Here is a 25396-nt window from a genome sequence, read left to right as displayed (position 1 = left end):
ATCTTGAAACATAAATTTTTATTTTCAGTTTTTATAATATTTTTTATACTTGTTTTTATTGCTTTAGGCACTTGGCAGATAATTCGTTTGAATTGGAAAAATAATCTCATTTTAGAAATTGAAAATTCATTAAAGAATCCTCCTGTCGAACTTACACAATCAAATAAAAAAAATTATCTTAAAATCAAAACATCAGGTAATGTTGATTTCGAGAAACAAATTTATTTATATAATTTGAATGACTCTGGAACACCAGGGTTTGAAGTTTTAAATCCGATTTTAATTGATGGTGAAAATTATTTACTTAATAGAGGATGGATACCATTTGAAAAAAAAGATACACCAGAGATAAATATATTTGATCAAAATAATGTAGTAGGAATTCTTATAACTCAGGGAAGAAAAAATATATTTAAACCGGATAATGATATTAAAGAAAATTACTGGTTTAGTTTGAATAGAGAAGATATTTCAAAATTTACTGGTAAAAAATTTTCTAAGTATATAATATATTTAGACGGAAATTATCAGTTTCCTAGACCAAAAAAAATTACAGCTAATATTTCTAACAATCATAAAAAATATGCAATGACATGGTTTTCATTAGCGATTTCAATTCTTTTGCTATATCTATATTTTAGAAAAAAAAATTATTAAATGAATTATATTAGCACAAGAAACAATCAGAAAAACTTTACATTTAAAGATGTTTTCCTCAAAGGTTTGGCAGATGATGGGGGACTATTTGTACCTAAATCAATTAAACCATTTAAAGAAGAGGAATTAGATAATCTAAAAAACTTTAGTTATAATGATCTAGCGGCTGAAATAATTTATCCATTCATAGGAGATTTCATGTCTAAGGATGACTTAATCTCTATTATTTCAAAATCATATTCAAACTTCAGATCTAAGGATGTTGTGAAAATTTCAGACATAGGAGATTTAAAAATATTAGAACTATTTCATGGACCCACACTTGCTTTTAAGGATATCGCAATGCAACTAATAGGTAATTTTTACCAATATCATTTAGGCCATGATCAAAAAAAAATTAATATAATTGTTGCAACTTCAGGCGATACTGGTGCAGCTGCCATAGACGCTTTAAAGGGAAAAAATAATTTAAATGTTTTTGTCTTACACCCCAACAATAAAATTTCACCAGTGCAAAGAAGACTAATGACAATACATGAGGAGAGTAATGTGTTTAATATTGCGGTGGAGGGTAATTTTGATGATTGCCAAAATTTAGTAAAAGCAATGTTTAATGACGAAAAATTTTCCAAAGCAATAAATATGTCAGGTGTAAATTCAATTAATTGGGCAAGAATAGTTGCTCAATCGGTGTATTATTTTTACGCTTACTTTAAAGTTGGAAACGGTCAACCTTTATCCTTTTCTGTTCCAACAGGAAACTTTGGTGATATTTACGCTGGCTACTTAGCAAAAAAACTAGGTCTTCCAATTGATAAACTAATCGTAGCTACAAATAAAAATGACATACTGCACAGAGCTATATCTGGTGGCGATTATAGTCAAAAGAAAGTTGAGGAAACAAATACTCCAAGTATGGATATACAAATAGCAAGTAATTTCGAGAGGCTTTTATACGACGTAAAAGATTGTAACTCAGAAGTTACAAAACATGTAATGTCTGAAATAAAGAATAATACTTATAAAATTGATAAAAATGACTTAGATAAAATTAAAAAAAATTTTATATCTGAAATGCTTGATGAAAAGGAAACTGTTGAAATGATAAAAACAATTAATGAAGAACATCAAATAGTAGTTGATCCTCATACTGCAGTGGGTATTGGTGCTGTGCGAAAATTAGGATTGGAAAAAAATTGTGTTGTATTGTCAACTGCACATCCATGTAAATTTCCAAAAGCAATAGAAGATGCAATTTCAAAAACTGAAAATTTACCAGAAAGTCTTAAATATGTTAATGATAGAAAAGAAAAATTTGAACTTCTGTCAAATGATATTGAAAAAGTTAAAAAATATGTAATGAATTCGATATGAAACTTAAAATAAAAGATCAAATACCAAATACAGAGATTTTCCAACTCATTGATGGAGAACCACAAAAAAATACATTAAGAGAAATTATAGGAAATAGTAAAATTGTTTTGTTTGGTTTACCTGGGGCATTTACATCAACTTGCTCCAAACTTCATTTACCAGGTTTTGTAGCAAATGCAGATAAAATCAAAGCAAAAGGAATAGAAAATATATTTTGTTTATCAGTAAATGATCCTTATGTGATGAATGGCTGGGGAGAGATTAATAATACTGGAGATAAAATTAAAATGTTATCTGATCCATATTTGTTATTTACTAAAGCAATCGGAGCAGAAGTTGATCGTAATGCAAAAGGAATGGGGATTAGATCAAATCGTTATTTAATGGTGATTGAAAATTTCACAATTATTAATATTCATGTTGAAAAAGAAACTAAAGAATGTGGTTTAACTTCAGCAGAGAACTTATTAAATAATCTAATCTAGGTAGGGCAGTTCTGTTGCCAGGTGCCCCAACTATAAATTGGCAGCATCTTTAGCGAGTAAATCTACTTCATTATTTAATTCATCAGTTGAATGGGCTTTTACCCAGTTCCAACTTATTTCAAACTCATTATTTAGTAGATCTAGTTCTGCCCAAAGTGCTTTATTGCTTACTTCTTTTTTGTTTGCAGTTTTCCAACCATTTTTTTTCCAATTATGTATCCATTCTGTTATTCCGGACTTTACATATTTAGAGTCTGTAAAAATTTTAACTTTGCTACCTTTTGGAATTTCTTTAAGAGCTTTAATAGGCGCTAATAATTCCATTTGATTATTTGTTGTATCTTTTTCACTTCCTTTTATTTCAGTTTTTTTTCCATCATTTAATATAATTGCTGCCCAACCACCTTTACCCGGATTTCCAATACATGAACCGTCAGTATAAATTTTAATCATTAAATTAAATAGTCTTTATATTTTTTTAAATTATTATGAATTGTTAGTTTTTGATAATATTCTCTTGGATCTTTAATCTTTATCAAAGCGGTTTTTGGAGTATTTGTGTAATCGTAAAGTCTAGTGAGCAGATATCTCATTGCAGCAGCTCGACATAAAATATTTAATGATCTTTTTTCAATTTCTGAGATTTTTTTAACACTTTCATATCCTCTAATTAAATTTTTTACCTTTTTTTTATTTAATTTAAAATGTGAATTTCTTTTATCAAAACACAGTGCGTTAATACATATTGCTATTTCATACATAAAATAATCGTTTGCAGCAAAATAAAAATCTATGATTCCTGAGATCTTATTTTTTTTAAAAAATATATTATCTATAAAAAGATCACCATGTATTATTCCATTTGGTAACTTTTTTGGCCATCCCTTTTTAATTTCTCTAAAATTGTTTTTGAGAAATTTTTCCAAATTTATAAATTTTTTTGATTTAAACTTTATACTTTTTAGTAATGGACTTAAATTATTTATATTCATAGAGTTTTTTCTAAATAATTTAATCTTTTTTGAAGAAGAATGCATTTGAGCAATCGTTTTTCCAATATCATAACAATTTTTTAAGTTAAGGTTTTTTTTATCTTTCCCATCAAGAAATGAAACTACACAAGCAACCTTATTCTTCAATTTAAATAGATATTTACCGTCATGATTTTTAAGTGGTTTGGGGCATCTAATCTTTAGATCGTTTAATTGATCCATTAATTTCATAAAAAAGGGTATTTCCTTTTTTAGAACTCTTTTTTCGAAAATAGTTAATATAAATTTATCAGTATTAGATTTTAATAAATAATTAGTATTTTCAATTCCTTGTTTTATGCCTTTAAAACTTAAAAATTTTTGATTTTTAAATTTTTTACTAATATACGTGATATCCTTCTTATTTATCTTTGTATAAACAGCCATTTAATTTAGTTTTTTTGGAACTTTGAACACTACATTTTCTTTAATTATTTCTACTTCATCTATAGACACTATAAATCTATGTTTTAATTCGTTGATGAAATTATCAACTAAAATCTCAGGTGCTGAAGCCCCAGATGATATACCGATAATATTTGACTTTTCGATCAAGTCATAAGGAATTTCACTTTGAGAATGAATTAGTAATGAATTTTCACAACCTGATTTTTTTGCAACTTCAACTAATCTAACAGAATTAGATGAATTTCTACTACCAATAACAAAAAATAAATCACATTTTTTTGCAATATTTTTAACGGCCATTTGTCTATTAGTTGTTGCATAGCATATATCCTTTTTAGAAGGCCCTCTTATTTCTGGATGTCTTTTTTTTAAGACTTGAATAATATCTTTTGTATCATCTACAGACAAAGTAGTTTGAGTCACGAAAGCAATCTTTTTATCTTTTTCAAAATTGTATTGTTTGGCTTCATCTTCGTTTTGAATTAGATCAATCGAACCTTTTGGCAATTGACCCATTGTTCCAATTACCTCAGGATGATTTTGATGGCCTATTAAAATTAAATGATACCCAGCTTTGTAAAGGTTTTCAGCTTCTCTGTGTACTTTGGATACTAACGGGCATGTTGCATCAACATAAGTCATTTTATAATTTTTAGCATCTTCAGGTATTTTTTTAGGAACTCCATGCGCTGAAAAAATTACTGGTCTTGATTTATCTTTTATTTCCTCTAATTCTTCAACAAAGATTGCTCCTTTGTTTCTCAAATCATCAACTACAAATTTATTATGAACAATTTCATGGCGAACATAAACTGGAGCACCATATTTCTCAATTGATTTTTCAACAATTTCTATTGCTCTTTCAACACCAGCACAAAAGCCTCTAGGAGCAGATAATAATATTTTTAACTCTTTATTTTTCATTTTTTTCAATTAAATATTCGAGCAATATATGTGGAAAGGTTAAAGACGCCAAACCTATAAATATTACTTTGACAACGGAGTTATCAAAATTGTATGAATTATTAAGTATATAAAGGCCGATTAAACAAAAGGTAGCGGTTAGTATTGTTAATGGTAGAGCTTTTTTAATGAATAATTTTAATCCATTTTTTAAGTTATTCTGATCAAGTTCTGAAATTAAAGAAATACTATGTCTTATAGAGTGTAAAAAACAAAAATAAATTGTAAATGCAGCTAAAGGTGAGAAATAGTAATTTACTATTAAGATTGAAAAATAGTCTAGAAAGATTGTCATTTTTTTAAATTCAAAGTTTTTAATAAATAATAAAATACTGGATAAAGTGCTTAAAATAATCCCAAAAAGTACAATTTTATTTTTTTCAACTAAATTTAAAAATTCATAGAAAATCTCATTTTCGATAAGCAATAATTTAAATAAGAAAATCGTTTCATCAAAGTGGAAATATAAAGGAGCTAAAATTACCAAGCATCCTTTTAGAAAAAATAAGAATTGATTAAAGTATGAATTTTCATTAATCAAAAATTGAGTATCTTCCTTTCCAAAATGATATGAAGCTATGATTAAAAAGATTACCAAAGAAATTGTAGGAATTAAAATCCACAAAACTATTATAGTTAAAGATATAGCAATATAAGAAAAATAAAACATATAAAAATTTTTGATTCCAAGAACTTGAAAAAGTTTTTTTCCTTTAAAATTATCTAGAGAACCATGAGATACACCAATACTTAAAATTAAGAATAGACAAATTAGTGGAGAAAAGAAAAAATAATTACCATTAAAAGTTATTAAAGAAAAAATATTACAAAATAAAAAAAAAATGAAAGAGTGATTTGTATTAATTCTTTTAATTTGATTATTCATTTATGTTTTTATTTAGTAAAATAATGCTTTTATAAACATTAATTTTGGCATTTTAAATATTATAGATAAATCTTCAAAAAAATTACTTTTATTAGATAAAAATTTTATAACAGTCTTAGGTGAAGCCCTAAACATATCGAAAAATATATTAGACATTTTTTCTGGATGCTTATCAAGAACTCTCAAAAATATCTCGTCTAAAAATTGATATTTTTTATGAATTTCATATTTTTTAACATTAGAAATGTTTTCAATATTTTTTCTGATATATTTGCTGTGTTCTTGAATGTTTAAAAAAGTATATCCCGTACTTAACCGAGTCATTCCTCCAGCTGTACCAATATTAATTTGACTCTTTATTTCCTTATTAGCTGGGTAAAATAAAGGAATAGCACCTTCTTCCTTATAAGAAATTTTATAATCTTTTAAATTTAAATGATTTTCTAAATAATTTTTTAATTGATTATCATAGTCTTTTTGAGAATTATCGTTCATTCTTGATAACCAAGTAGTTTCTACTAAAGCTTTATTTTTTGAATAAGGAAGAGTATAAAAAAAATGAACACTTTCTCTTTGCTCACAATCAAAATCCATTAAATTAAAAATACTATCATCAAAGTAATTTTTTTCTGTTTCAATTTCTATCCCACAAAAATGTTGCCAAAGATTGAGATGATTTTTTTTTATTTCCGGAACACTATTAAAGATAAAAGAATTTTTTTTATCAATGTCGTCTAAGTTTTTAAAAAAAAATATATTTTTATTTTTTTTTAATCTAATATTTATTTTTTCATAAAATAAACCGCTATCGATACTTTGATAGGGATAATTATTACATTCTAAATGATTAATCTTTCCCGGAATATTAATTGAAAAATTTTTCCAACTTTTCTTAACACAATCATCAAAATTATGAGAAGTTACTTTCCAAAAAGACCATGTTTTGTCTTTCTTATATTCTAGCCTTGGTTCAATAATTGCTAAAGTTTTATTATTTAATTTATTATGAACCTCCAATTCATATGCTAAGGAAAGCCCTGCACATCCACCGCCTATGATAATATAATCAAATTCTTTCATCTAAATTTATTTCCTCGTTAATTAAAGAATGATTATGTTCTATTTTTTCATCATTTTTGTTAATCAAAGATAATTTAATTAAATCAAATAATGAAAGAAAAGTTTCTATAGTTTTTTCTAGAGTTGATACATATATTTTCCCAGATTTTTCATAATTTTCGAAGTTTTTTTTACTAATTATTTTATATCCTATTTTTCTATAAACTCTTCTTGCAACTAAAATGCTGAATCTCAAATTTAAAGGAATTTCTTTAATTGAATAAAAGGAGTTTTTATAAAAATCATCAGCTAATTTGATAGTTGATACAACTTCATCAAAATTTTTTTCAATATACGATCTATTATTGTTATAATCTTCAACTACATCTCTTGATATATTTGTCAGCTGCATTGCTATACCAAGGTCAATAGCTGAAAGAAGAGAACTTTTTTTACGTACTTTCAAAATTTTTGCCATCATTAAACCGACAGTGCCGGCAACTCTGTATGAATATACCAGTAGATCTTTTTTTGAATTTAATTTTACATTTTCTCTGATGTCAGATTTAATTCCATCAAATAAATCATTTATAATATTAAGAGAAATATTAAATTCATCAATAAGACTCCATATATTCTTTATAATGACATTATCAAATTTTTTTTGATTAAAATCATTTTCAAGTTCTTTAAATTTTTTCAATTTTATTTCTATATATTCGTCATCATCAGCAATGTTATCTACAACTCTGCAAAAGTCATATAAAGCTGAACATTTTTTGTAAGTTTCTTTAGGTAAAAAGAAACCTGCCCAATTAAAAGATTTAGCGTAAACAGATAAAAAACTTTTATTAGACATTATAAAATTTTATCTAATACTTTTGCTGATGAAAGCACACCTGGAACGCCGGCTCCAGGGTGAGTACCTGCACCTACAAAATAAAGTCCATCATATATTTCTGATTTGTTATGAAATCTAAAATAAGCTGATTGTGAAAATTTTGGTTGGATTGAAAAACCTGATCCATACTTAGTATTTAAATCTTTTTCAAAATAATCTGGAGTTAAATAAAAATCTTCAACTATATTTTCTCTTAGATTAGGCATTAAATCATTTTGCATTTTATCAATTACTAAATTCTTCATTTTCTCTCCTTCAATTGACCAATTAATTTTTGATTGATTATTTGGTACGGGAACTAAAACATAAAAACAGTCTTGACCTTTTGGTGCCATAGTTTGATCAGTTGCAGATGGTCTATGAAGATAATAACTTATATCATTATTTAATTTTTTATTATTAAATATATCATCAAGATGTTCTTTATATTTATTACCAAATTTTATTGTATGATGTTCTATATCACTGTAGGTCTTTTTAGTTCCAAAATAATAAACAAATAATCCCATTGAATATTCCATTCTATTTTTTTTCCATTTAAATAAAAATGAGCTTTTTGATTTTCCATTTAACATTTTTTCATAAACAGCAGGTGGATCAGCATTACAAATAATATTATTGGTATTTATTTTAGTTTGATTGTCTAATTGGACGCCTGTAATTTTATTTTCTATTGAAATTATTTTAGTCACTTCACGTCCTTTAATTATCTCAATTCCAACTTCATTCATCAATTTTTCAAAAGCTTTAATTATATTTCCCGTTCCACCCATAGAATAATGTATTCCCCATTTTTTTTCTAAGTATAGGATTAATCCGTAAATAGAAGTTGTTGTGAAAGGATTTCCTCCAACAAGCAAAGGATGCATACTTAACATTCTTCTTAATTTTTCATTTTTTACAAAAGACGAAACTAAAGAATAAACAGATTTATAACTTTTTAGTTTTAGCAATGCAGGTAACTGCTGGACCATTACCAAAGGTTTATTAAACGGCACATCAGCAAGTTCAATAAATCCTTTGTCAAAAATTTTTTTAGTAAAATTTAAAAGTTTTTCATAACCTTTAACATCGTCTTTATTTATTTTTTCTATTTGCTTTTTCATTTCAAATTCATCTCCAGAATAATTAAATCTGGATTTATCCTCGAAAACAAACTGATACCAAATTTTAAGTGGAGATAATTGAATATAATCTTCAGGACTCTTTTTAAATAATTCAAATAATTCGTTAATCAAATATGGTGCAGTAATTACTGTAGGTCCTCCATCAAAGATAAATCCATTTTTTTTGAAAACTCTTGCTCTGCCACCAAGATCCTGATGTTTTTCAATTAGTGTTACTTTATGACCTTTAGCTTTAAGACGAAGTGCTGCAGCTATACCTCCAAAACCAGATCCTATCACAATAGAATTCATAGAGATAATTTATAGTTTTTTACAAAAAATTGTAAGAATATTATGAATTAATTTTTTTTAACTCTTCTTTAGTTTCATCTAAATTTTTTTGAAACAAGGCATCAAGTTTAGATTTATCGATAGAAGTAGTGATGACCTTTTTTACAGACTCTGCGGCAATCTTTATCGAAGCATCCTTTATTTCTTTAATCGCATTATCTTTCATTTGATTAATTTTATTTTCTGTTAAATTTTTTTTTAAATCTGATGATTTATGAAACTTATCATTTAGCTCAATAATTAATTTATCACTATCTATTTTTGCCTGATCAAGAATTTCATTTTTGACTTTTTTTGCTGTATCAAGTTTTTTTTGAGCATTATACAATAAAGTTTTTGCTTCAGTTCTAAGCTTTTCACTTTCATCAATTTCATTTTTTATATCAAGTATAATTTTATTTAGAACATCATTTATTTTTTGTGGTACTCTTAAATAGATTAAGCCACCGAAAAAAATAATAAATGAAACGGCTACCCAAAACGTTGCATCAATTGCCATAATATTTCTCTCCATCTTTTTTGAATAAGTCATCAACTATTGCAGAAATGCTACTATTATTTACATCAGCCCCGATTAATTTTTTGATAATTTCTGATGACATCTCAATCGCAATTTTGTTAATTTTTACAGGGGCTCCTTTTTTAAGTTCATTAATTTCATCCTCAGCTTTTTTAATTTCTTCATTTATTTGTTTATCTAAAATTTCATTTTTTGAATTAATATCCTTTAATGCTTTTTCCCTTGCTTCATTAAAAATATTTTTTGCTTCAGCTTTACTTTTCAAAATAATATCCTCATACTCTTTAAGTTTTTCTTCACTTTCATTTCTTTGTCTATCTGCAGCCTCAATATTATCTGAAATTTGTGATTTTCTAGACTCAAGATTTGCACTAATCTTTGGAAGAATAAGTTTTGATAAAACTACATATAAAATTCCAAAAGTTATTGTTAACCAAAATATCTGAGAAGCCCAAAACTCAGGATTTAATTGAGGCATACCTCCGCTCTCTCCAGCAAAAACTTTCTCTATAAACAGAAAGTTAAAAAATACTATCTGAAAAAATTTTTTTTTAATCATTCAATTTAAAACGCAAAAAGAATGATTAGCGCCACTACCAACCCAAATAAACCGGTAGCTTCTGCTAAAGCGAACCCTAAAAGTAAATTCGGAAACTGTTTTTGTGCTGCAGATGGATTTCTCATCGCACCTGATAAATAATTACCAAAAATTATTCCGATACCTACTCCGGCACCTGCTAGAGCTATTGCTGCTAAGCCTGCTCCAATCATTTTTGCTGCTTCTAATTCCATTATGTCCTCCTTTATTAATTAATGGTGTAAATTTAATGCATCATTTAAATAGATGCAGGTTAAGATTGCAAAAACATATGCTTGAAGAAAAGCAACTAAGATCTCCAAACCAGTTAAAGCAACCGAAAAACTTAGTGGAAGCCATCCACCAACTACTCCAAGACTAATAACAAAGCCTCCAAAAACTTTCATCATAGTGTGACCAGCCATCATATTAGCAAATAATCTTACGGATAGACTTACTGGTCTACTTAAATAAGAAATAATTTCAATAATTACGATTAATGGAAGCAAAACTGCTGGTACACCACTTGGCACAAATAGTTTTAGATATCCAAACCCATGCTTTACAAACCCAATTATTGTAACTCCCACAAAAATAAATACCGCTAACATAAAAGTCACAATTATATGACTAGTTACTGTAAAAGTGTAAGGTATCATGCCAAACATATTACAAAATAAAACGAACATAAATAATGAAAATATAAAAGCAAAATAAGGTCTTGCTTTTGTCCCCGCAGTATCCCCGATCATTTTTGAAATGAAGGTATAACTTAACTCAGCCAATAATTGCAGTTTATTGGGTAAAAGAGAATTTTTTTTTGAACCTAAGTTAAAGATTATTAAGATAGCCAGTGAACTTACTACCATAAATAGACTTGCATTCGTAAATGAAATATCAAATGCACCTACTTTAATTTCAGGACCAATTCGATAAACTTCGAATTGTGTCATTGGATTTGCTGCCATAAAAATTTACTTTTGCATATTTTTTGCAGATCTAATCACATTAATTATTCCCGCGATTACACCAACAAAAAAAAATATAATAATTAACCATGGTTTAGTACCAAAGGTCTTGTCTAAAATAAACCCAATAATTGTCCCCACAACTACAGCAGCAACTAATTCTGTGCTAAGCTTAAAAGCAGAACCGATATTTGAAGTATTTTGGTTTTTACCCTCTAAGTTTTTCCTTAAAAGCTTGTTTTTTGCAATCTGCAAGCGAGTTTTGAATTGGTCTTTAGACATTTTAGTTTAAGCAACCATACTTTCAGCTTTTTGCAGATCAACAGCTACAAGCTGGCTAATTCCTTTTTCAGGCATTGTGACGCCATAAAGTCTATCCATTTTAGACATTGTCAATGCATGATGGGTCACGATTATAAATTTTGTCTCTGTAATTTTGGTAAGCTCATCTAGTAAATTGCAAAATCTTGTGACGTTCGCGTCGTCTAAAGGTGCATCGACTTCATCTAAAACACAAATAGGAGAAGGGTTTGTTAAAAAAACTGCAAAAATTAATGATAGTGCTGTTAGAGCTTGTTCACCTCCTGATAATAAAGTGATTGATTGTAGCCGTTTTCCTGGTGGGCTTACCAACATTTCCAATCCAGCCTCAAGCGGATCATCTGAGTCAACCAGTTCTAACTTAGCGTTTCCACCATTAAATAGTTTTGTATAAACTTCATTAAATTTTCTATTAACCTTATCAAAAGCTTCTATCAATCGTTCTCTACCTTTTTGATTTAACTCATTAATGCTATCTTTGAGTTTAATTATAGCTGTTACCAAGTCTGCTCGATCTTTTTCCATTTTACTGATTTCCTCTTCGTACTTAGTTGTTTCTTCATCAGCTTTTAAATTTACAGACCCAAGTTTCTCTCTCGCTTGTTTTTTTTTGTCTAAAAGGTCTTCTTGATCAACGTGATTTGGTAAATCTTCCAAACCATTTAAGTTTGAATTTTCTAAAATATTTTCCTCTGTCAAATTTAATTCAGAATTTATTCTGTCTATTAAATCATTTTTTCTTTTTTTAAGGCCTTCTATAGTTGCTCCGGAGCTAGCTTTTCTCTCTCTTATTTGAATTGATTGTTCTTGAACCTCGTTAAGTTGATTCCTTAAACTTTCTATTTTTTTGTCAGTCTCACTTATTATTTTTTCGTTATCAGTTTTTTCTTCATCTGATATCCTTAGATTTTCAGTAATTTTTCCTTTTTTCTCAGCTTGAATTTTAGGTTGATTATCTAATTTTTCTAGTTGTAAATTTAATTTATTTTTTCTCTCTGATAATTCTTTCACCATTTTTTCAGAATTTGAGAGTAAATTTTTCCAACTTTCAATTTCTTTATCTATAATATTTATTCTTTCGTTTCTTTTAACGGACTCTTTTTTAATATTTTTGTTTTTACTGTAACTGTCAGCATACTTTTCTATACTATTTTCAAAATCATTTAACACCTTTAATGCTTCATCGTTTTGTGAAGAAGAAATTAGGTTTTTGATATTGTTGATCTCATCTCTTAGTTTATTTTTGGATAAATCCAAATCTTCATTGGATTGTTTTTCAGTTTCATAATATTTTGAATCTATTTCAATTAACTCATTTTTTTCTTCTTTTAGTCTTTTTTCATTTGAGTTGGCATCGATAATAATTCCTTTTTCCCTTGAAATGTCATCATCGAACGTTTGTAGAGATTTTTTTATATTTTCAATTTCCTCTTGAGTCCTAGTATTTTCTTCATCGAGATTTTGAAGTTCTAAGTTTAGTCTTTGGATTTTTGATAAATTTTCAATATTTTTTTCTCTTAATGGTCTAATTTTTTCTGTCTCAAGTCTAATCGTTTTTTCAAATTCTAAAATCTTATCATTATATCCACTAACTTCTCCTTGAGCCTCAGTGTTTATTTCATTTTCTACTCTTATTTCTTTGTCAATTTCTAAAAGTTTTAAATAATAAAGTCCTGCCTCAATTCTTTTTATTTCATCAGATATATTCTTATATTTTGTGGCTTCTTCTGCTTGTTTTTGAAGGTTGGCTAATTGTCTTTCTTGTTGTCTTCTTAATTCATCAGCTCGTTTAAGATTATTTTCTGCAGCACTTAATCTTAATTCTGCTTCATGTCTTCTAACGTGCAAACCTGAAATTCCTGCAGCTTCTTCTAAAATCGCTCGTCTATCAGTAGGTTTTGCTGTAACTAAGGCACCAATACGCCCTTGACTAATTATCGAGGGAGAGTGAGCACCTGTTGACAAATCAGCAAAAAACATTTGAGCATCTCTTGCTCTTACTTCTTTATTATTAATATAAAATTTTGACCCTTTATCTTTCTCTATCTTTCTTCTAACTTCAATTTCATTTAATTCACGATATTGAATAGGTCCCTCATTATTTTGGTTATTGACCGTTATAGAAACTTCAGCAATATTTTTTGAAGCTTTATTAGAAGTTCCAGAAAATATTACATCTTCCATACCTGAACCCCTCATACTTTTCGCAGAAGTTTCACCCATTACCCATCTTAGAGACTCGACAATGTTAGATTTTCCACATCCATTAGGTCCAACTATTCCTGTTAAACCTTTCTCAATCAAGAAATTGGCTTTATCGGCAAAAGATTTAAATCCATTTAGCTGGATTTTTATAAACTCCATAAGTTAACTTATATCAGTTTTTCTAAAGATTTTTTTAAATTTTTATAATTGAGAGTTTTTTCGAACTTTTTGTCATTTATTATTATCGTAGGAGTAGCATTTACTTTATATTTTTTCACTCCTTCGATTCGATCGTTGAGAATAAAATCTTCAATATTTTTGTTAGTTGTACATTTGTTAAAATCCAAATCAATTGCTTCAGAAACTAAAAATTTTTTTAAATTTTGATTAATATCTTCTATAGTTTGACCTTTAACCCATTTAGATTGATTTAAATATAAACTATTTAAAACTTTTGAGTCACCATCATTCTTACATTGAGATATTTTGGAAGCATTAAATGCTGCTATATCCAGTGGAAAATGCCTAAACTCTATCTTTACAATGCCTGTATCTATGTAGTCTCTTTTTAATTCAGGGAAAACATTAATATGAAAATCTGCACAATGACTACAAGTCAGCGACTCATATGCAAGAATAGTAATTTTTGCATTTTTTTGGCCAACTGTTATTCTTTTAATTTGTTCAAAATCATTTGCGTTAATATTTAATGTTTGTAAAAATATAAATAAAAATATTGAAATAAATTTTTTCATTTTTGTTTAAATACTTTTGTAAGTTCTATTAACGATTTCTTAATTTTATCATTCTTAACACTGTCAATTTGATTTTGATATTTATTTATTGTCACATTTTTTTTAGTGTCAATTTTGTGAGACTCAATTTTTAAATCATTATCAAAACTAATAAATTTGAGTTTCTCAACAACTGAATAACCAAAAAAACCATTCATCTTATCCATTATTTCTTTTTTTGAATACTCCATATCAACTTCATGTCCTCTTTTAACCATGATAACTAAAGTACTAGAACCAAATCGATTAGAATTTTTGAAAGATTTAGGGTAACAAAACTTAAATAATTTTTCTCCTACTATATATTTCCAATTATTTAATGTTTCAGAATAAATATGACCCTTTTTGTTAATAATTTTTTTTATATTTTTTGGCAAAGTATCTCTAAAGGATCTTAAACCTTGAAAGGAAGCGTTTCTCTGCTTAGTATCTTTTTTATATTGCATATGAAGGAACAATTATTAACAAAAAAAATTCTTAAATGGTATGATTTAAATAAAAGATCTTTACCTTGGCGTAAAAATGTTTCTCTTGAAAAAAAACAATATTACACATTAGTAAGTGAATTTATGTTACAGCAAACACAGGTTGTAACAGTTATTCCATATTTTAATCAATTTATAAAAAAAATTCCAAATCTCAAATCTCTTGCAAAAACTTCTGATAAAAAATTGATAAAATTATGGGAAGGACTTGGATATTACTCTAGAGCAAAAAATCTAAAAAAAACTGCTAAAGTAGTTATAGAAAATTTTAAAGGTAAATTACCAGATAACTATGAAAATTTGATTTCTCTTCCAGGAATTGGAAATTATACAGCAACTGCAATTTTAGCAATTGCATTTAATAAGCCTTATATACCTTTAGATGGTAATATTGAAAGAATTTTAAAAAGATATCTTTATTTAAAAAAATATAAAGAAATTCAAAAAGATAATCTTCTCAAAAAAAAAAGTATCTTTGGAATTTCATCAAGATCGAGTGATTATGCTCAAGCTTTAATGGAATTAGGAGCTTTAATTTGTAAACCTAATAACCCTATATGCAATAAATGTCCAATCTTTATGAATTGTAAATCTTACAAAAAAAAAGATTTTGATTTAGCAAAAAATATTAAAAAAAATAAAGATAAGTACTTTCTTTTAAAAGTTTACAAAAAAAATCAAAGATATTTATTTGTTAAAAACAAAAAATTCAATTTTTTAAAAAATTTAATTATATTTCCTATGGAAGAACTCTCTAAACCGAAAAATTTTAGTAAAAATTTAAATTTTAAAATATCAAATATGAATATGAATATAAAAATTCAATATTTAAAAGACACTGGAAAATTTCAGTCGCCATTTTGGATTAATAAAAAAAAATTAGATAATTATATGCTTCCTTCATTCACAAAAAAAATTGTTCAATATTTAGAAAAAAATTGATGAGTAAAATAGCTATTATTGGAGCTGGGATTTCTGGGTTATTCATGGCGAATTTGTTTAAAAAGAATCCTAATTATCAAATTACAATTTTTGATAAAAATAAAACAATCAATATAGAAGAAGGTTATGGAATTCAATTATCAGTTAATAGTGTAAAGCTTCTAAATAAAATTGAGTTCAATAGATTTCAAAATAATAAAAAATATCATCCAGGTAAAATAAATTTTTACTCAAATAACATTTCAAATAAAATATGTCATTTAAATATTTCAGACTTTAACAATGAGTACTGCAAATATACCACCTTAAAAAGATCTGAACTAATTAATTTTTTAAAAAAAGATTTAGGAGAAAAAATAAAAACAGATCATGATATTTCAAAGATAGATCAAAAAAATCAATTAATAAGACTTACCTTTGCAAATAATCAAACTTATGAATGCGATTATTTAATTATCTCAGATGGAGTTTTTTCAAAAAGTAAAAACCTCATTTCAAATACGAAAATTCAACCAAGATATAATAATACCTTGGCTATAAGAGGAATGATCTCTAATTCTTCGAATGTAGATTATAAAAATATTTCTTTATTTTTAGGCTCCGACTTTCATCATGTAATTTATCCAGTATCTTCAGAAAAAGACTTAAATTTCATAGCAATAATGAAATACAACCTTTCTAAGGAGGAGCAAACAAATTACAAATTATTTAGTGATGATAATTTTATCAAAAAGATTTTAGAGAAAGTTCCAAAAGAAATTAGTGAATTTATTGGTGAAATTAAGGAGCTTAAAATATTTCCTGTTTTTGTAAGTGATGATTTTTTCAAAACAAATAATAACAATATTCATTTAATAGGTGATGCTTTTTTTGCGTTTCCACCTTCATTTGCTCAAGGTGCATCTCAATCAATAGAAAGTGCTTATGAATTGTTTAAGAGTATAGAAAATAATACAGAAAGAGATTTTTTTAAGAAAAGAGTTAATAAAACGAAGATGGTTAATTATAGATCAAAATTTAATCAGTTTGTTTTCCATTTATCTAATCCTGCATCAAAGTATTTAAGAAATATCTTTTTAAAAAGATTAGTAAAAAATAAAAAGTTTCTTGAGAGTTATCTAGGGAAAATCTATAAGAATTAAATTTTATTAACTAATCTTTGTCTTAATCGATCAATAGGTACTGCTGTGCCATTGGAATTATAGTGCCAGTAAGTCCAACCATTACAGCTATCTGCACCTAAAATTGAAGCCGCTACTTTGTGAATTGAGCCTTCAGTATGAGCATGTTTAATACTGCCATCAGCCATAATTTTTGCACTAAACTTCTTTTTATCGTCGAAAATAGTTGCTCCTGGTTTAATAATTCCTAATTCAACTAATGAACCAAAGGGTATTCTCGGTTTAGCTCTCCCGTTCGGCAGAGTATCTAAAAAATCATCTTCAATCGGCTTTGTTTTTTTTAATCTTTGTTCAGCAGCTTTAAAATAGCTTTTTTCCTTTTCAATCCCGTAATAATTTCTCCTCAATTTTTTAGCAACTGTAGCTGTAGTTCCTGATCCTAAAAAAGGATCTAAAATCAAATCATTTTTATTAGAAGTAGCTAATAAAATTCTGTGAAGTAAAGCTTCTGGTTTTTGAGTAGAGTGCACTTTTTTGCCATTTCTTTTAAGTCTTTCTGAACCACTACAAATCGGCAATTCCCAATTAGACCTCATTTGAAGATCATCATTCAAGCATTTTAAAGATTGATAATTGAACGTGTATTTTGATTTTTCTGATTTTGAAGCCCAAATTAAAGTTTCATGTGCGTTAGTAAAACGAGTTCCTCTAAAGTTTGGCATCGGATTTTTTTTATTCCAAATCACATCATTTAAAATCCAAAAACCTAAGTTTTGAATAGCAGCACCTACTCTAAATATATTATGATAACTTCCAATAACCCAAATCGCTCCATCTTTTTTCAAAATTCTTTTGCATTCAGACAACCATTCATAAGTAAACTCATCATATTTTCTAAAGTTTTTGAATCTATCCCATTTATCAGTTACCGCATTTACTTTAGATTGATCTGGTCTAGTTAATTCACTTTTTAATTGAAGGTTGTACGGAGGATCTGCAAAAATCAAATCAAAAGTTTCACGTGGAATTTTTTTTAATTCCTTAAGACTATCTCCATTGATAATTTTATTTTTTAAATCTAATTTCATTTATAAAAAAATTATTAGACTCTAAATGGATTCCAGGGTCAACTTCAGATTGAATAAATGCTATTTAATTTGTGTCTCTAATAGAATTAATAACTAGATGTTGTGTTTAACAATTTTAGACACTGGCGAGAAGGTTTTTCTATGATGTTTATTTAAACCAATCTTTTTTATAGCTTTTAAGTGTTGTCGTGTTCCATATCCAAAATTTTTGTCCCAGTGATAGCCAATGTTTTTTTTTGCTAAGGAAATTATGAATTTATCTCTAGAAACTTTTGCTAAAATAGAAGCGGCAGAAATTGAGGGAATTTTTTTATCCCCTTTTACAACAGCCTTCATTTTGTAGTTTTTAAGCTTTGGAAGCCGATTCCCATCAACAAGTATATGAGATGGTTTTTTTTTAAGTTTTTTAATAGCTCTTTTCATCGCTAATAAACTAGCTTGCAAAATGTTAATTTTTTCAATTTCCTCTTTAGATGCTTTACCAATAGCCCAAATAGAGTTTTTTTTTATATAATTTGACAGGAGTTCTCTTCTTTTTTTTTTTATACTTTTAGAGTCTTTAAGAACCTTTAGGTCAATCGATTTATCTAAAATTACTGCGGCTGCAAAAACTGGTCCAATTAAGCTGCCTCGTCCTACCTCATCAACACCAGCAATAATTTTCATTAAATATTAAGTTTTAAATCTATTATTTTCTGCCTTATCTTCTTTAGATCTTCCCATGAATATTTTTTATTATCTGGAAATCTTATTAAGTAAGATGGACTAAATGTAATTATGAATGGATAAGTTTTATTTTTAAGGATAATTTCTTTCCATATACCTCTCTCATTTGAAACTCTTTCACTCCTGCCACTTAGAGACTCCATTGCAGTGCCTCCAAATAAAATTATTACTTTCGGATCTATGATAGATATATGTTCTTTTAAATAAATAGAATACTTTTTTATTTCTTGTGATGTTGGTTTTCTATCATCCGGAGGTCTAAAATTAATTGCATAACTAGAGTAGATATAATTTTTTTTTAAATTAATTGCCGATAGCATTTTTTCAAGAAGAGCACCCGAATCTCCTTGAAATGTTTTACCTGTTTTTTCCTCCTCTTCCGCAGGGGCTTCTCCAATAACCATAATTGGACTATCAATATTTCCGTCACCTAAAATCAACTTTTTAGAATTATTTTTTAAATTACAATTTTCAATTGAATTTATTTGTTTTTTTAGATCATCAATTAGATTAATCTTGTCCAAATTATTATTAACGTTCTTTATACCATCAAATTTAAATCTATTTAATGGTTTTTTATTAAAAACGAAATTTGGTTCTATTGAATTTATTAATTCATCCTTGTATGACATACTGTGATTAGAGGACTTTTTAGTCATATATTTTATTTTTATGTTTAAACAAAAAGTAATAATTATTTTATTTTTTCTTCTACTTTACCAGAGTCCTATATTTTCTAAAAGCAATAGTTTCGAGGATTTTAATTCAAAAACATTGTCAAAATATTTTTCAGGTATAGTTGCTTTTGAAAATAAAAATAATTCTGAAGCTCTTGATTTTTTTTCATCTTCCAAAATATTAATGAACAAGCATGATCCATATTTGGAAAGGTTTGTTACATCATTAGTCTTAGAGGGTAATTTATCTCAAGCAATTAATCTTATTAAGACAAACAATGAAAAAAATAATTCAAATTTTTTTGAAGCTTATATTTTGTTAGCATTAGACAATCTTAAAAAAAATAAAATTGATAAAGCTAGAAAAATTTTAAAAGATGTTCCAGAAACTTTGAAAAAAGATCGTTTTAAATTTATTATTCATAATTCGCTTGAGCAATTTATTATTGTATTTCAAAGTAAAAAGCTCAAAGAGAAAACCCAAGATTTTGGTAACTTATCTTTGATAACTGAGACTTTTCAAAGGTGTTATTTGGATGATAAAAAAACTGGCTCATATTTTTCAAGATTAATTAATAACGCTCAATCAGACTATTCAAGGTATATTTATTTTTATTTAACATATTTAATTGAAAAGGACCAATTCAAAGAGGCAAAAGAAATTACTGATGATCTAGATTATATCAGTACTACATTATTGTTGTCACAGGGAAAAAGCTGGATAGAAAAAAAAACTTATGATGAGTTTGAAAAAGTTTTTTCATGTAAAAATCCTAATGATATTTTATCAGAGTTTTTATTTCTTGTTTCAAATCTTTACTCTTCACAAAATGAATTTGAAAAATCAAACTACTATTTAAGTTTATCTAATTATTTGAATCCTGAATTCATTTTTAATTTGTCATTAGTTGCTGAAAATTTTTATCTGAATAAAAATTATGAAGAAGCTAAATCAATTTTAAAAAATTTTAATAAAAAACAAGATTTTTATTATTGGTATAGAGTAAAAAAGGAGGCTCAAATAATTTCAAAAACTGCCAATAAAAAAGAAGCTCTAAATTATTTAACTTCTAAATTCGAAAAGATAAATAATCCTAATATTAAATTCATTTTTGATATAGCTAATTTCAGTAAAAATGCTAAAGAATATTCTCAAGCAATTAAGTATTACTCAAAAATTATAAATTCTTTAAATGATGAAGATGAAGTGAAGGCAGACTTGCTGTATCGAAGAGGAGGGACTTATGAGAGATTAAAAGACTACTCTAATGCAGACAGAGATTTGCAAGACTCTTTAAAGATTAATCCTGACGACGCATATGTTTTAAATTATCTTGCTTATTCTTGGCTTGAAAGAGATTACAAAATTAATGAAGCGATAGAAATGTTAGAAAATGCATATTCTCAAGAAAATGATGATCCCTATATAATTGACTCTATAGGTTGGGCTTATTATTTGATTAATGATTTTAAGAAAGCAGAAAATTTTTTAAAAAGAGCAGTTGAATTAATGCCAGATGATCCAATAGTTAACGATCATTATGGTGATATCTTATGGAAATTAAATAGAAAAATACAAGCTAGATATTTTTGGTTTGCAGTTTTAAAAATGGAAGATATAGACCAAGAGCTAATTCAAAAAATTCAAATAAAATTAATTGATGGACCTAAAAGCTCTTAATGAGTTATTTTAAGTTAAAATCTCATGCAAAAATCAATTTAGCTTTAAATGTAATTGGCAAATCAAATTCATTACATAAAATTGAGAGTATAGTTAGTTTTTTACGTTTGCATGATGAAATTTTAATAAAAAAAATTAAAGAGAGAAAACATAAGATTAAATTCATAGGAAAGTTCTCAAAAAAGATTAAATCAAAAAATACAGTCTCAAAATTATTTGAAATTATAGATAAAAAAAAAATACTTAAAGATAAATATCAAATAATAATAAAAAAAAATATACCATCAGAAGCTGGCCTTGGTGGTGGATCTATGAATGCGGCAAGTATTTTAAAATTTTTAATAAAAAGAAAATTGATAAAAATTGGTAAAAAGGAAATTTTTCAAATATCAAATTTAATCGGATTTGATGTAGTGCTTGGCCTTTATGCAAAAAACTTAATTTTAAACTCAAATAATACGATAAAAACTTTTTCAATAAAAAAAAAAAAATACGTTCTTATAATTAAACCAAATTTTGGATGTAAAACCAGAGAAATTTTTTCAGGGGTTAAAAAATTTTCTAAGTCAAAATTTAGCCCTGCTTCAAAAAAAATGTTTAGTGTCGGTTTTTTAAGAGAAATGAAGAATGATCTAGAACCTATAACGCTAAATAAATATCAAAAATTAAATGATTTAAAAAAATATTTAGAAAAATTATCAAATATTGAATTTGTAAGAATGACTGGTTCAGGCTCTGCGTTAATTGTATATTTTAAATCAGGCAAAAAGTGTGAAGACGCTGGAAAAAAAGTAAAAAAAAAATTTAGAAATTACTGGTGTAAAACTTCAAAAACTATATAAATTTATTTTTTTGTGATATACGAAAATTAAATTGGGGCGTAGCCAAGCGGTAAGGCACGGGTTTTTGGTACCTGCATCCTAGGTTCGAATCCTAGCGCCCCAGCCATATATGATTAATTTTATTAATAAATTTATTAAGATAACTCAAAACTCAAATTATATTGCCCAAGGGGTAAAAGATTTAGCTAAACTTACACCTGTAAAAAAAATTTTTGATTCAATCAAAAATTTTTCGTCTGATAGTGAAATAAGATATGTTGGTGGGTGTATAAGAAAAATAATTAAAAAGGAAAAAGTCGACGATATTGATCTTGCAACTAATTTAAGTCCTAATCAGGTTTGTGACGCTTTAAATAAAGATAATATTGATTATTACAAAACTGGAATTGAGCATGGCACTATAACTGCTGTAATCAATGATTATCATTTTGAAATAACAAGTCTAAGAGAAGATGTTGCAACATATGGAAGGCATGCAGAAGTTAAATTTTCAACTGATTGGAAAAAAGATGCTTCAAGACGTGATTTTACTTTTAATGCAATTTATTCAGACATTGATGGTAATTTGTTTGATCCATTTAATGGAAAGGACGATTTAGAAAAAGGAATTATAAAATTTATAGGTGAACCCGAAAAAAGAATTCAAGAAGATTATTTAAGAATACTACGTTATCTCAGATTTTATCTGAGTTATTCCAATCACGAACATGATTTGAAAACCGCCAAATTAATCAAAAAAAATATTGTCGGAATTTCAAATTTATCAAAAGAAAGATTATTAGATGAGCTTAAGAAACTTATTAAATCTAATCTTTTAACTAAACTTTCTAGAGACAAGTTTTCAATTGAATTATTTGAAATTGTTTTTCCTCAAATCAAGAATATAAAAATTTTTTCATATCCAAATGAGTTTACTCAAAAAAAAATTGCAGAAGCTGACTTTATATTTTTATTATCTGTTTTAATTATTGATGGATCAGATAATGCAGATTACTTTATTTATAAATTTAATATTTCTAAAAAAGACCAAAAAAGACTTAAAATAATAGATAATTTTTACAAAGAAAAAATTACAAGCAAATCTTTTTCAGAAAATAATTTGAATAAAATTTTTTATTATACGGGAAAACAGTCTGTTATTGATATTTTAAGCTATAAACTTCTAAGGTCAAAAAAAATTAATAACAAATTTATTAAATTTATTGATGAATTTCAGTCTAAAATATTACCAACAATGCCATTTGGTGCTAGAATTCTAATGAAAAAATATCAAATTCCCGAGGGAAAATATCTTGGAGATAAATTAAAGATTATCGAAGAAGAATGGGTGAACAATAATTTTCAATTGACTGAAAAGCAAATTGATAAAATAATCAATCATTAAATATATTTAACATCTATAATTTCAAAATTTTTAGTTCCAGCTGGTGTATTAATCTCAACAAGATCTTTTTTATTTTTTCCTATTAAACCTCTTCCAATAGGAGATTTAAAATAAATAAGTTTTTCCTTTAAATCAGCTTCATCTTTTCCAACAATCTTATAATTAATTTTTTCACTAGTATCTAAATTTTCGAGATATACAGTTGAACCAAAAATCACTTTTCCTTCATTATTAATTTTAGTGACATCAATTACATTCGCTCTTGCAATAATATCATTTATCTCAGTAATCCTTCCTTCATTATGCGATTGTTCTTCTTTAGCAGCATGATATTCTGCGTTTTCTTTTAAATCTCCATGCGATCTTGCTTCTGCAATAGCTGAAACAATTTCAGGTCTTTTTTTTTCTTTTAAAAAAATAAGTTCCTTTTTAAGTTTCTCCAATCCATTAAGTGTTATAGGTTCTTTTTCCATCTTACATCCATTTTGCTAGAGGAGGCAGGGACATTAAAATACCTTCTACATTTCCACCAGTTTGCAATCCAAATTTAGTTCCTCTGTCGTACAACAAATTGAATTCCGTATATCTGCCTCTTTTAATAAACTGTTTTTCTTTATCATTAATTGTCCATTTCCTTTTTCTTTTATTTCTAATTATCTTATTAAATAAATATTGAAAAGTAATACCCACATCTCTAATGAACTTGAAATCTTTTTCAAAATTATTTTTTTTATAATCAAAAAAAATCCCTCCAATTCCTCTTGCTTCTTTTCTATGAGATAAATAAAAATATTCATCACACCATTTTTTATATTTTCTATAGTAATTTTTATCGTGCTGATCACACATTTTCTTTAAAGTTTCATGAATATATTTTTTTTCTAAATCATCTTTTTTCGATGGTGTTACATCCATTCCACCCCCAAACCATTCCTTTGTAGTCGATATGAACCGTGTATTAAAGTGCATAGCAGGAATCAAAGGATTTTTCATATGCATAACAACTGATATTCCTGATGCCCAAAATCTTGGATCTTCACTTGCACCATATATATTATCTTGAAATTTTTTAGGAAATTTTCCATAAACTTCTGAAAAATTTACACCTACCTTATCAAACACTATTCCATTTTTAAGTATTCTATATTCACCTCCCCCTTCATCTTTAATTTGATTTTTTTTCCAAGCAGTAGTGGTAAACTTCACTCTACTATTTTCTAAACTGATAATGTCATTACAAATAGCATTTTGAAGAAGCTTGAACCAATTGCTTACTAAATCTTTTTTAATATTTAAGTCCATATTGTTTGTTTTAAGCATTCAGATAAAATAATTGCAACAGATGATGCTAAATTTAGCGAACGTTTGTTATTTTTCATTGGTATTTTAAGTTTATTATCTAATAATTTATGTACTTTTTCTGGAACACCAGCAGTTTCACGACCAAATAAGATTGTATCATTTTTCTCAAATTTAAATTTTGTGTAAGAAATTGAGGCTTTAGTAGTCATAAGTATTATTCTATTGTTTTTTTTTGAATTAAAAAAAATATCAGCATTTTTATAAAAATTAATATCTTTTTCGTTCATATAATCCATGACGACTCTCTTAAATCTTTTATCAGACAATAAGAATCCGCAAGGCTCAATTATTTCAAGTTTTGCCCCAAGACAGGCACATGTTCTAATTATTGCAGCTGTATTTTGTGGAATATCTGGTTCAAATAACGCAATTTTAGGCCCATGATTTGTTGAATTCTGTGTCATTCTTTCAGTAGTAAATTTACTATTTTATATTATATGAAATCATATATTTAAGTAGAAAAAATCAATATTGAGTATATT

General features: G+C 26.8%; 29 protein-coding genes and 1 tRNA gene. 9 read left to right on the top strand and 21 right to left on the bottom strand.

Going from position 1 to position 25396, the window contains the following annotated elements; translation table 11 throughout:
- Positions 1-3 precede the first annotated feature (3 nt).
- The 3 genes from AMN70_RS04990 to AMN70_RS04980 are packed head-to-tail and all read left to right on the top strand — an operon-like array spanning position 4 to position 2516.
- Entirely contained in the window at positions 4-657 is a 654-nt protein-coding gene (locus AMN70_RS04990) for an SURF1 family protein (protein ID WP_075502379.1), read from the top strand.
- A complete protein-coding gene (thrC, locus tag AMN70_RS04985; RefSeq protein ID WP_075502377.1) occupies positions 658-2031 on the top strand; it encodes a threonine synthase in 1374 nt (457 codons plus the stop codon).
- Positions 2028-2516 carry a peroxiredoxin family protein gene (locus AMN70_RS04980; protein ID WP_075502375.1) on the top strand — a complete coding sequence of 163 codons (489 nt, stop codon included), beginning with the start codon at positions 2028-2030 and terminating at the stop codon, positions 2514-2516. Before thrC ends, AMN70_RS04980 begins: the two co-directional genes overlap by 4 nt.
- A gap of 30 nt (positions 2517-2546) precedes the next feature.
- On the opposite strand, the gene rnhA is transcribed toward AMN70_RS04980, so the two are convergent.
- Genes rnhA through AMN70_RS04905 form a run of 15 tightly spaced genes read right to left on the bottom strand, consistent with a single transcriptional unit; the run spans position 2547 to position 15052 of the window.
- Positions 2547-2969, bottom strand: a complete 423-nt coding sequence (gene rnhA / locus AMN70_RS04975; protein ID WP_075502373.1) for a ribonuclease HI — start codon at positions 2967-2969, stop codon at positions 2547-2549.
- A complete protein-coding gene (locus AMN70_RS04970) occupies positions 2969-3934 on the bottom strand; it encodes a homoserine kinase (protein WP_075502371.1) in 966 nt (321 codons plus the stop codon). Before AMN70_RS04970 ends, rnhA begins: the two co-directional genes overlap by 1 nt.
- Positions 3935-4879, bottom strand: a complete 945-nt coding sequence (gene ispH / locus AMN70_RS04965) for a 4-hydroxy-3-methylbut-2-enyl diphosphate reductase (RefSeq protein WP_075502581.1) — start codon at positions 4877-4879, stop codon at positions 3935-3937.
- Positions 4869-5804: a Brp/Blh family beta-carotene 15,15'-dioxygenase gene (locus AMN70_RS04960; RefSeq protein WP_075502369.1), complete on the bottom strand. Its 936-nt coding sequence runs from the start codon at positions 5802-5804 to the stop codon at positions 4869-4871. The genes ispH and AMN70_RS04960 overlap by 11 nt, the downstream gene beginning before the upstream one ends.
- Positions 5805-5816: 12 nt before the next feature.
- The gene (locus AMN70_RS04955; RefSeq protein WP_075502367.1) at positions 5817-6884 is read right to left on the bottom strand and encodes a lycopene cyclase family protein; all 1068 of its coding nucleotides are present in this window, start codon (positions 6882-6884) and stop codon (positions 5817-5819) included.
- Positions 6871-7722 (bottom strand): phytoene/squalene synthase family protein, encoded by an 852-nt coding sequence (locus AMN70_RS04950; RefSeq protein WP_075502365.1) that lies wholly within the window; start codon positions 7720-7722, stop codon positions 6871-6873. The genes AMN70_RS04955 and AMN70_RS04950 overlap by 14 nt, the downstream gene beginning before the upstream one ends.
- Positions 7722-9182 carry a phytoene desaturase family protein gene (crtI, locus tag AMN70_RS04945; RefSeq protein ID WP_075502363.1) on the bottom strand — a complete coding sequence of 487 codons (1461 nt, stop codon included), beginning with the start codon at positions 9180-9182 and terminating at the stop codon, positions 7722-7724. The genes AMN70_RS04950 and crtI overlap by 1 nt, the downstream gene beginning before the upstream one ends.
- A gap of 40 nt (positions 9183-9222) precedes the next feature.
- Complete coding sequence (locus AMN70_RS04940) at positions 9223-9720, bottom strand: F0F1 ATP synthase subunit B family protein (protein ID WP_082255085.1); 498 nt, start codon at positions 9718-9720, stop codon at positions 9223-9225.
- Positions 9710-10300 carry a F0F1 ATP synthase subunit B family protein gene (locus AMN70_RS04935; protein ID WP_075502358.1) on the bottom strand — a complete coding sequence of 197 codons (591 nt, stop codon included), beginning with the start codon at positions 10298-10300 and terminating at the stop codon, positions 9710-9712. The genes AMN70_RS04940 and AMN70_RS04935 overlap by 11 nt, the downstream gene beginning before the upstream one ends.
- A gap of 5 nt (positions 10301-10305) precedes the next feature.
- Complete coding sequence (locus tag AMN70_RS04930) at positions 10306-10533, bottom strand: F0F1 ATP synthase subunit C (RefSeq protein ID WP_006997791.1); 228 nt, start codon at positions 10531-10533, stop codon at positions 10306-10308.
- 18 nt (positions 10534-10551) lie between these two features.
- Positions 10552-11286: a F0F1 ATP synthase subunit A gene (locus AMN70_RS04925; protein ID WP_075502356.1), complete on the bottom strand. Its 735-nt coding sequence runs from the start codon at positions 11284-11286 to the stop codon at positions 10552-10554.
- Between the two features lie 6 nt (positions 11287-11292).
- Entirely contained in the window at positions 11293-11568 is a 276-nt protein-coding gene (locus AMN70_RS04920) for an AtpZ/AtpI family protein (RefSeq protein WP_075502354.1), read from the bottom strand.
- A gap of 6 nt (positions 11569-11574) precedes the next feature.
- Positions 11575-13971 carry a chromosome segregation SMC family protein gene (locus tag AMN70_RS04915; RefSeq protein WP_075502352.1) on the bottom strand — a complete coding sequence of 799 codons (2397 nt, stop codon included), beginning with the start codon at positions 13969-13971 and terminating at the stop codon, positions 11575-11577.
- Between the two features lie 8 nt (positions 13972-13979).
- On the bottom strand, positions 13980-14567 hold the full coding sequence (locus AMN70_RS04910) for a thioredoxin domain-containing protein (protein ID WP_075502350.1): 588 nt from the start codon (positions 14565-14567) through the stop codon (positions 13980-13982).
- On the bottom strand, positions 14564-15052 hold the full coding sequence (locus tag AMN70_RS04905; protein WP_075502348.1) for a DciA family protein: 489 nt from the start codon (positions 15050-15052) through the stop codon (positions 14564-14566). Before AMN70_RS04905 ends, AMN70_RS04910 begins: the two co-directional genes overlap by 4 nt.
- Here AMN70_RS04905 and AMN70_RS04900 point away from each other — a divergent pair, their 5' ends adjacent.
- Complete coding sequence (locus AMN70_RS04900) at positions 15053-16033, top strand: A/G-specific adenine glycosylase (protein ID WP_075502346.1); 981 nt, start codon at positions 15053-15055, stop codon at positions 16031-16033. It begins immediately after the preceding gene.
- Positions 16033-17175, top strand: a complete 1143-nt coding sequence (locus tag AMN70_RS04895) for an FAD-dependent monooxygenase (protein WP_075502344.1) — start codon at positions 16033-16035, stop codon at positions 17173-17175. Before AMN70_RS04900 ends, AMN70_RS04895 begins: the two co-directional genes overlap by 1 nt.
- On the opposite strand, the gene AMN70_RS04890 is transcribed toward AMN70_RS04895, so the two are convergent.
- The 3 genes from AMN70_RS04890 to AMN70_RS04880 form a co-directional block, all read right to left on the bottom strand.
- A complete protein-coding gene (locus AMN70_RS04890) occupies positions 17172-18242 on the bottom strand; it encodes a site-specific DNA-methyltransferase (RefSeq protein ID WP_075502342.1) in 1071 nt (356 codons plus the stop codon). The two genes, AMN70_RS04895 and AMN70_RS04890, sit on opposite strands and share 4 nt — an antisense overlap.
- Positions 18243-18335: 93 nt before the next feature.
- Complete coding sequence (locus tag AMN70_RS04885; protein WP_075502340.1) at positions 18336-18908, bottom strand: ribonuclease HII; 573 nt, start codon at positions 18906-18908, stop codon at positions 18336-18338.
- On the bottom strand, positions 18908-19627 hold the full coding sequence (locus AMN70_RS04880) for a uracil-DNA glycosylase (RefSeq protein ID WP_075502338.1): 720 nt from the start codon (positions 19625-19627) through the stop codon (positions 18908-18910). The genes AMN70_RS04885 and AMN70_RS04880 overlap by 1 nt, the downstream gene beginning before the upstream one ends.
- A 13-nt stretch (positions 19628-19640) precedes the next feature.
- Between AMN70_RS04880 and AMN70_RS04875 the strand changes: the two genes are divergently transcribed.
- From AMN70_RS04875 to AMN70_RS04860, 4 genes are all read left to right on the top strand, one after another.
- The gene (locus AMN70_RS04875) at positions 19641-21326 is read left to right on the top strand and encodes a tetratricopeptide repeat protein (protein WP_102133141.1); all 1686 of its coding nucleotides are present in this window, start codon (positions 19641-19643) and stop codon (positions 21324-21326) included.
- Positions 21326-22168, top strand: coding sequence for a 4-(cytidine 5'-diphospho)-2-C-methyl-D-erythritol kinase (locus AMN70_RS04870; protein ID WP_075502336.1), 843 nt, complete (start codon positions 21326-21328; stop codon positions 22166-22168). Before AMN70_RS04875 ends, AMN70_RS04870 begins: the two co-directional genes overlap by 1 nt.
- A gap of 32 nt (positions 22169-22200) precedes the next feature.
- Positions 22201-22274: transfer RNA gene (locus tag AMN70_RS04865), tRNA-Gln, on the top strand.
- Between the two features lie 3 nt (positions 22275-22277).
- The gene (locus tag AMN70_RS04860; protein WP_075502334.1) at positions 22278-23552 is read left to right on the top strand and encodes a CCA tRNA nucleotidyltransferase; all 1275 of its coding nucleotides are present in this window, start codon (positions 22278-22280) and stop codon (positions 23550-23552) included.
- Here AMN70_RS04860 and greA read toward each other — a convergent pair.
- Genes greA through AMN70_RS04845 form a run of 3 tightly spaced genes read right to left on the bottom strand, consistent with a single transcriptional unit; the run spans position 23549 to position 25318 of the window.
- Positions 23549-24025: a transcription elongation factor GreA gene (gene greA, locus AMN70_RS04855; protein ID WP_075502332.1), complete on the bottom strand. Its 477-nt coding sequence runs from the start codon at positions 24023-24025 to the stop codon at positions 23549-23551. The two genes, AMN70_RS04860 and greA, sit on opposite strands and share 4 nt — an antisense overlap.
- A gap of 1 nt (position 24026) precedes the next feature.
- Positions 24027-24854, bottom strand: a complete 828-nt coding sequence (gene hemF, locus AMN70_RS04850; RefSeq protein WP_075502330.1) for an oxygen-dependent coproporphyrinogen oxidase — start codon at positions 24852-24854, stop codon at positions 24027-24029.
- A complete protein-coding gene (locus AMN70_RS04845) occupies positions 24845-25318 on the bottom strand; it encodes a tRNA (cytidine(34)-2'-O)-methyltransferase (protein ID WP_075502328.1) in 474 nt (157 codons plus the stop codon). Before AMN70_RS04845 ends, hemF begins: the two co-directional genes overlap by 10 nt.
- Positions 25319-25396 lie beyond the last annotated feature (78 nt).

Source organism: Candidatus Pelagibacter communis, assembly GCF_001179925.1.
In the GTDB taxonomy this organism is placed as follows: Bacteria; Pseudomonadota; Alphaproteobacteria; order Pelagibacterales; family Pelagibacteraceae; genus Pelagibacter; species Pelagibacter ubique_E.
Note: the sequence above shows the minus strand (reverse complement) of the source record. Positions and strands in the feature narration are given on the sequence as shown.

Coding starts and splice junctions, on each gene's coding strand:
- AMN70_RS04980 (WP_075502375.1), top strand. CDS start 2,028: ATGAAACTTAAAATAAAAGATCAAATACCAAATACAGAGATTTTCCAA.
- AMN70_RS04930 (WP_006997791.1), bottom strand. CDS start 10,533: ATGGAATTAGAAGCAGCAAAAATGATTGGAGCAGGCTTAGCAGCAATA.
- AMN70_RS04935 (WP_075502358.1), bottom strand. CDS start 10,300: ATGATTAAAAAAAAATTTTTTCAGATAGTATTTTTTAACTTTCTGTTT.
- AMN70_RS04910 (WP_075502350.1), bottom strand. CDS start 14,567: ATGAAAAAATTTATTTCAATATTTTTATTTATATTTTTACAAACATTA.
- AMN70_RS04940 (WP_082255085.1), bottom strand. CDS start 9,720: ATGGCAATTGATGCAACGTTTTGGGTAGCCGTTTCATTTATTATTTTT.
- AMN70_RS04860 (WP_075502334.1), top strand. CDS start 22,278: ATGATTAATTTTATTAATAAATTTATTAAGATAACTCAAAACTCAAAT.
- AMN70_RS04880 (WP_075502338.1), bottom strand. CDS start 19,627: ATGACTAAAAAGTCCTCTAATCACAGTATGTCATACAAGGATGAATTA.
- AMN70_RS04905 (WP_075502348.1), bottom strand. CDS start 15,052: ATGCAATATAAAAAAGATACTAAGCAGAGAAACGCTTCCTTTCAAGGT.
- AMN70_RS04925 (WP_075502356.1), bottom strand. CDS start 11,286: ATGGCAGCAAATCCAATGACACAATTCGAAGTTTATCGAATTGGTCCT.
- AMN70_RS04970 (WP_075502371.1), bottom strand. CDS start 3,934: ATGGCTGTTTATACAAAGATAAATAAGAAGGATATCACGTATATTAGT.
- AMN70_RS04920 (WP_075502354.1), bottom strand. CDS start 11,568: ATGTCTAAAGACCAATTCAAAACTCGCTTGCAGATTGCAAAAAACAAG.
- AMN70_RS04895 (WP_075502344.1), top strand. CDS start 16,033: ATGAGTAAAATAGCTATTATTGGAGCTGGGATTTCTGGGTTATTCATG.
- AMN70_RS04960 (WP_075502369.1), bottom strand. CDS start 5,804: ATGAATAATCAAATTAAAAGAATTAATACAAATCACTCTTTCATTTTT.
- hemF (WP_075502330.1), bottom strand. CDS start 24,854: ATGGACTTAAATATTAAAAAAGATTTAGTAAGCAATTGGTTCAAGCTT.
- AMN70_RS04845 (WP_075502328.1), bottom strand. CDS start 25,318: ATGACACAGAATTCAACAAATCATGGGCCTAAAATTGCGTTATTTGAA.
- ispH (WP_075502581.1), bottom strand. CDS start 4,879: ATGAAAAATAAAGAGTTAAAAATATTATTATCTGCTCCTAGAGGCTTT.
- greA (WP_075502332.1), bottom strand. CDS start 24,025: ATGGAAAAAGAACCTATAACACTTAATGGATTGGAGAAACTTAAAAAG.
- AMN70_RS04950 (WP_075502365.1), bottom strand. CDS start 7,722: ATGTCTAATAAAAGTTTTTTATCTGTTTACGCTAAATCTTTTAATTGG.
- AMN70_RS04915 (WP_075502352.1), bottom strand. CDS start 13,971: ATGGAGTTTATAAAAATCCAGCTAAATGGATTTAAATCTTTTGCCGAT.
- AMN70_RS04870 (WP_075502336.1), top strand. CDS start 21,326: ATGAGTTATTTTAAGTTAAAATCTCATGCAAAAATCAATTTAGCTTTA.
- AMN70_RS04955 (WP_075502367.1), bottom strand. CDS start 6,884: ATGAAAGAATTTGATTATATTATCATAGGCGGTGGATGTGCAGGGCTT.
- rnhA (WP_075502373.1), bottom strand. CDS start 2,969: ATGATTAAAATTTATACTGACGGTTCATGTATTGGAAATCCGGGTAAA.
- AMN70_RS04875 (WP_102133141.1), top strand. CDS start 19,641: ATGTTTAAACAAAAAGTAATAATTATTTTATTTTTTCTTCTACTTTAC.
- AMN70_RS04885 (WP_075502340.1), bottom strand. CDS start 18,908: ATGAAAATTATTGCTGGTGTTGATGAGGTAGGACGAGGCAGCTTAATT.
- AMN70_RS04900 (WP_075502346.1), top strand. CDS start 15,053: ATGAAGGAACAATTATTAACAAAAAAAATTCTTAAATGGTATGATTTA.
- thrC (WP_075502377.1), top strand. CDS start 658: ATGAATTATATTAGCACAAGAAACAATCAGAAAAACTTTACATTTAAA.
- AMN70_RS04890 (WP_075502342.1), bottom strand. CDS start 18,242: ATGAAATTAGATTTAAAAAATAAAATTATCAATGGAGATAGTCTTAAG.
- crtI (WP_075502363.1), bottom strand. CDS start 9,182: ATGAATTCTATTGTGATAGGATCTGGTTTTGGAGGTATAGCTGCAGCA.